The organism is Cupriavidus sp. 05T313 (genome assembly GCF_056396665.1).
On record NZ_JBFTLX010000360.1, the window covers coordinates 1 to 5391 of the forward strand.

The 5391-nt window shown below is 62.9% G+C and carries 6 protein-coding genes and 1 pseudogene; all 7 read right to left on the minus strand.

Annotation, left to right across the window (positions count from 1 at the left end; genetic code table 11):
* Positions 1 to 504: Hpt domain-containing protein (locus AC1DKD_RS38680; protein ID WP_477144517.1), on the minus strand; the 504-nt coding region annotated here is incomplete at its 3' end.
* A 59-nt stretch (positions 505 to 563) separates the two neighbouring features.
* Positions 564 to 1568: a flagellar motor protein MotB gene (gene motB, locus AC1DKD_RS38685; RefSeq protein ID WP_477111318.1), complete on the minus strand. Its 1005-nt coding sequence runs from the start codon at positions 1566 to 1568 to the stop codon at positions 564 to 566.
* A gap of 18 nt (positions 1569 to 1586) precedes the next feature.
* Entirely contained in the window at positions 1587 to 2450 is an 864-nt protein-coding gene (motA, locus tag AC1DKD_RS38690; RefSeq protein WP_035863296.1) for a flagellar motor stator protein MotA, read from the minus strand.
* Between the two features lie 457 nt (positions 2451 to 2907).
* Positions 2908 to 3513 carry a flagellar transcriptional regulator FlhC gene (flhC, locus tag AC1DKD_RS38695; RefSeq protein ID WP_276288384.1) on the minus strand — a complete coding sequence of 202 codons (606 nt, stop codon included), beginning with the start codon at positions 3511 to 3513 and terminating at the stop codon, positions 2908 to 2910.
* Entirely contained in the window at positions 3510 to 3827 is a 318-nt protein-coding gene (gene flhD / locus AC1DKD_RS38700) for a flagellar transcriptional regulator FlhD (RefSeq protein ID WP_006162633.1), read from the minus strand. Before flhD ends, flhC begins: the two co-directional genes overlap by 4 nt.
* Before the next feature lie 411 nt (positions 3828 to 4238).
* Positions 4239 to 4973: a DUF4088 family protein gene (locus tag AC1DKD_RS38705; protein ID WP_276288383.1), complete on the minus strand. Its 735-nt coding sequence runs from the start codon at positions 4971 to 4973 to the stop codon at positions 4239 to 4241.
* Positions 4974 to 5049: 76 nt separating this feature from the next.
* A pseudogene (locus AC1DKD_RS38710) lies at positions 5050 to 5391 on the minus strand (methyl-accepting chemotaxis protein); the annotation flags it as partial.

The following is a 5391-nucleotide window of genomic DNA, read 5'->3' on the forward strand; positions in this document are numbered from 1 at the left end:
GCCGGCGCCGGCGCGGCGGCTGCCGCCGGCGCGGGAGCCGCTGCCGGCCGGCGCCGGCGCGGCGGCTGCCGCCGGCGCGGGAGCCGCTGCCGCGGGCGCGCCGCCCGCAGCCTCTAGCGCCAGTTGCTGAAGAACGGCGCAGATACGCGCCAGCGTTTCCGGATCGGGTTCCGTACCGTTACGGTAGGCGTTGAGCTGATCTTGCAACACGTCCTTGGTTTCCAGAAAAGTGTCGATGATGGTCCGGGACAACGCCAGTTCCCGCCGCCGCGTACGGTCGAGCAGGTTTTCCAGCAGGTGCGTGGTTTCGGTCAGGGCGGCGAAGCCGAAGGTAGCTGCGCCGCCCTTGATAGAGTGGGCTGCGCGAAAAATCGCATTCAGCTCTTCCGCATCGGGGGATTCGAGATCCAGCCCGAGCAGTAGCTGCTCCATTTCCACGAGGAGCTCTTCAGCCTCTTCGAAGAAGGTCTGGTAGAACTGTGTGATATCGATATCGACAGACATAACCGTCCTGGCTCACTGAAATTCGCTGCGAAGCCCGCTGCCTGCATGGCAAGCGGTCTTCATTGAACACTGCCCGGCTTGGCCGGGGCCGCGGCGGCGTTGCCCTGCGCAGTCGCCGCCGATGCGGCCGGCGCTGCGGGGGCGGAGGCGGCCGCCAGGCCTGCCTGCACTTCCTGGCCGGCTGCGCCGGCCTTTGCCGCCACCGAAACATCGGCGGCGCTGGCATTCTCTGCCTCGATCCGGGACTGCGCGCGCTGGTTCAGCACCACGATGCTGATGCGGCGGTTGACCGGTGCCATCTCGTCCTTCTTGTCGAGCGGCATGGTCGCGGCCAGGCCGATCACGCGCAGCACCTTGCCTTCGTTCATGCCGCCGGCGATCAACTCGCGCCGCGAGGCATTGGAGCGGTCGGAGGACAGTTCCCAGTTGCTGTACGTGCGTTCGCCGTTGGAGTAGTTGGCGGCGTCCGTATGGCCCGACAGGCTGACCTTGTTTGGCATTTCGTTGAGCACCGGGCCGATCTCGCGCAGGATGGTGCGCATATACGGCTCGACCGCGGCGCTGCCGGTGCGGAACATCGGCCGGTTCTGCGTGTCCAGGATCTGGATGCGCAGACCTTCGCTGGTGATGTCGAGCAGCAGTTGTGGGCGGAACTGGCGCAGCACCGGGTTATTCTCGATGATCTGCTCGAGCCGGTTCTTGAGCGCGCGCAGACGCTCGCTTTCCTGGCGCTCCTTGGCCTTCTGCACGGCATCGTCGGGGGTCTTCCTGACTTCCGCGTCCTGGCGGGTGATATCGAGGCCACCACCCGGGATCACGCTGGAGGACAGGCTGCTCTTGTTGCCGCCCGCAAGCGCCACCTTCAGCGGCGTGCGAAAGTACTCCGCCAACTGCTGCAGATCCTTGGGGGTCTGTGCCTTCAGCAACCAAAGCACCAGGAACAGCGCCATCATCGCGGTCATGAAGTCCGCGTACGCGATCTTCCATGAACCGCCATGATGCGCGGCAGCGCTTTTCTTGACGCGTTTGACGACTATGGGATGCGAACCGTGCTCACTGCTCATCGCTGCCGCTCCTCTACGTCAGGTAATGCTCTTGACTTCGCGGACGTGGTCGTCCAGCTCGAGGAAGGATGGACGCTCAGTCGAGTACAGCACCTTGCGGCCGAATTCCACGGCCACCAGCGGCGCATACCCGTTGAGCGAGGCGAGCAGCGTGACCTTGATGCACTCGTACATCTTCACGCTCTCGTCCACCTGGTGCTCGATACGCGCGGCCAGCGGCGAAACGAAACCATAGGCCAGCAAGATGCCGAGGAAGGTGCCGACCATTGCGTGCGCAATCAGCGCACCGAGTTCAGCCGGCGGCAGGTCCGCCGAGGCAAGGGCATGCACCACGCCCATCACGGCGGCGACGATGCCGAAGGCCGGCAGGCCGTCGCCGACGCGGTGCAGCGCGTGCGCCGGCACCTCGGCCTCGTGGCGGAAGGTCTCGATCTCGTGGTCCATCAGGGCCTCGATCTCGAAGGCATTCATATTGCCGTTGACCATCATGCGCAGGTAGTCGGTCAGGAACTCCATCATTCCCGGATCGGCGAGGATGCGCGGATACTGGCTGAACACGCTGCTGGCCGCCGGATCCGCGATTTCCTTTTCCAGGAACAGAATGCCTTCGCGGCGGGCCTTGGACAGCAGGACGTAAAGCAGCGCCATCACTTCCATGTACAGCGCCTTGCTGTACTTGCTGCTGCGGAACAGCGTCGGCAGCGCATGCATGGTGGCCTTGATTGCCTTGCCGTTGTTGGAGCTGATAAACGCGCCGACTGCCGCGCCACCGATGATGACAAGCTCTGCCGGTTGATAAAGCGCGCCCATATGGCCGCCGGTCATGGCGTATCCGCCAAGCACCGCCGCCATTACGACAACAAAGCCAATTACAACTAGCACGATTGATTCCCCGTCAGAAAAACACGCGTCAGGCACGCACAAGGGTCGCCCTCCGGGAGAAGCGGATTTACCGCTCGTCCCGGCAAGACTCACCAACCACGCAAACCGCCCTCGGACCCGAGACCCAGTGACCTGAAGGCCCAGTGATCTGGAGTCCTGAAGCCTTGCAGTCTTATGACTTAACGACGCAAGACGGCAAGACTTGAAGACTTATTGACCCGGCATCGATGATCTTCCAACGCGGGGACCGGCGATCCGGCGAATAAGCCTGGGTTTCCTCCCGAGTTCCCGCGAAGGCCTTGCCTGAGCGTTGGTAAGCTTGGCAGGCTGCCACGGGAATGCGCGTGGATGCTGGGTACTTCCGGCATCCGCGGCGCACGGCGACAGGATTCCCAACGGCAGCCCGGGCATGTGCCCGGACTATCCGCTTGGTAACGTCTCGTCCAAATCGCTTCAGTCAGGCAACAACTTGCGCGGGAGCGACGTTCTTCGAGAGCTTCTTCGCCTTGCCGGCACGTGAGGGCGGTCGGCACAGGCTGCAAACGAAATTCGCATGCGGCTCGTACGCGTGTGTAACGAACTGCCCGCCGCAGCACGTGCAGCTGGAAAGCTGCAGCATGTTGCTCTCGAAAAACCGTACTAACGTCCAGGCACGGGTGAAACTTAAGACAATTTCGCTTTCGAGCAGCGATACGTGCTCAAGATAGAGCCGATAGCTCGCCACCACGGCGCGGATGCCCACCGTCTCGCCTTGCTGGACCATGAACTGATAGGCCGAGAAGAACAGCGAGGAATGGATGTTTGGCAACCAGGTGGTGAACCAGTCGGTCGAGAAGGGGAGCATGCCCTTGGGCGGCGAGGCGCCGCGCAGCTCCTTGTAGAGGCGGATCAATCGATCGCGCGAGAGCGTGGTCTCGGCTTCGAGCACCTGCAGGCGCGCCCCCAGGCCGATCAGCTCGATGGCGAGCTGGGTCTGGTTGGCGTCCTGCAAGACGCTCTTGCGATTGGGAACCGGAGTGGCCGTGGTACTCCGGACTGACGGGGCCTGAAGGAGCGCGGTCAATTGAGCGACTCCACGGGCTGCCGTGCGAGCAGGATCGCAGCATGGATCTGCTGCATATCATGGCTCTTGGCCGTATGGGTGAGTGTCGACAGCAAGGCATGGTCGTCGAACCGGAAACGGCACAGGACCATGTTTGATGCTGCCAGTTTGACCAACTGGGCCGGTGTCAACTTGGCGAGAATGTCGGCAATTTCCTTGCTGACGCCAAGCCTGAACATGGCTTCCAGATGATTTTCTCGCACCAGGCGTTGCGCGAGCAGCAGATAGGCGAGATTGACCTCCCTGATCTCCTGGAGAACTTCACTGCTTTCCAATTTTTCCCCGCTACCAAAAACCCTTCGACCGCTTGTCCGGCGCTTACCCGCAGCCGAAGGCTGAAGGCGACCAGATCGTTTGAGTGCGTGTTCGACGGGTACTGCGTACGACTAAGGAACTGCGCTTGGTCAGACTTATCCGAAACGTTACAAGTGTTACAGAGTGTAAGTGTGACTGTGAGAGTTATATCGGCAATTCAACCGGACTGCCAATCCCCTCTAACGTTGGGGTACAGCAATGTCGCACGAAACATACATGGGAGACGAAGTTTGTAACAAGTCACGCCTTTGTAATGTGATTTGCATCAAAACTGTTACGCGTATGTAACAGATTAAAGACTCTAAATCTGCCTCTTGGATCACCCCAGCCAGAAGTGCACTAATCACATTCCACTATTGACGAAAGGGACGTCACTGCACTAGCACGCGGCGCAGCCATGCGGCGACCCTTGCTAGCAGGTCATTGGGCTCCTCGCTGAACAGGTGCGGACAGGTTTGCTCCACCTGCTCCATGACGCGCGCTGCCTCTTCGGCACTCACGGTGCCATAGTCCATGGCCAGCCCCACCACCGCTCGCAACTCTCCCAGYCGCGAGCGGGCAGTGCCCGCGATGCGTTCGGTCTGCACCATGTACATGAGGTCGTAGACCCGGCGCCGCAGGCTTTCCGCCACTCGCCACGCCGGCGTCTGCATCTGCTCCTCGAGCGCACGGATGTCCACCGCCGAGGTGGCCAGCTGCGACGCCAGGAGCTCGATGAAGGCCAGGTCGGCCCCCGCGTCCTCCAGGATCTGCCGGGACCAGTCACGGGCATGCGCAAGGCGTTCCTGCGGCGTCCATTCGTAGCGCGTCGCCAGGCCGTAGCCAAAGCGCTGCGCGTCGCGCATCAGGGTCGCCATGGCATTGGGCAGCTGTTTGTTGAACACACGCTTGGCCCATGCGTACTCCCCCCCCGACAGCAGCCGCGTAACGGCGCGCTCGGTCAGCGGGCCGTCATGCTGAAGCAGGCGCGCTCGCAGGAAATCGTCAAAGCTTGGCGGGCTGAATTCGCTGTCCAGCCCGGTGGAGAGCTTGACGAAATGTTCGAACTCGGAGCGCAGCTTGGCCGCGGCTTCCTCGGGAAGCGCCAGGGTGATGTCGGTAGTCATGATGTGCGATGCTGAGTGACGCTAACGGCGAGCCACCGCCGGCCCGAGGCCGGCGGCATAACCCTTGCGCTTGACGTCAGAAGGCGCTCCAGTCACCGTTGTCGGACGTGGCAAGCGCGGCGGGGCGGGCAGTGCGGGCCAGGACGGGCGTGCTCGCTTCACGACCTCCCTCACGGCCTCCCTCACGTCCCCCCTTGTCCACCGGCGCCGGCTCGGCGGCCTCGGTGACTTCCTGGCGGACGACATGCGTGGACGGTTCGGTCCGTGCCGGCCTGGCCGCGGCGATCACCTTGGGACGCGCTGCTTCGATGCGCGAGCCGGCAAAGGCATCCGCCTGCGCCAGACGGAAGCTGGCCACCGAGGTTTGCAGGCGCGTGGCCTGGTCTTCCAGCGAACCGGCGGCGGCGGCGGCCTGCTC

What these genes read in the sequence shown, in the direction of transcription:
- motB (WP_477111318.1), bottom strand. Translation starts at nt 1,568, where the DNA reads ATGAGCAGTGAGCACGGTTCGCATCCCATAGTCGTCAAACGCGTCAAG.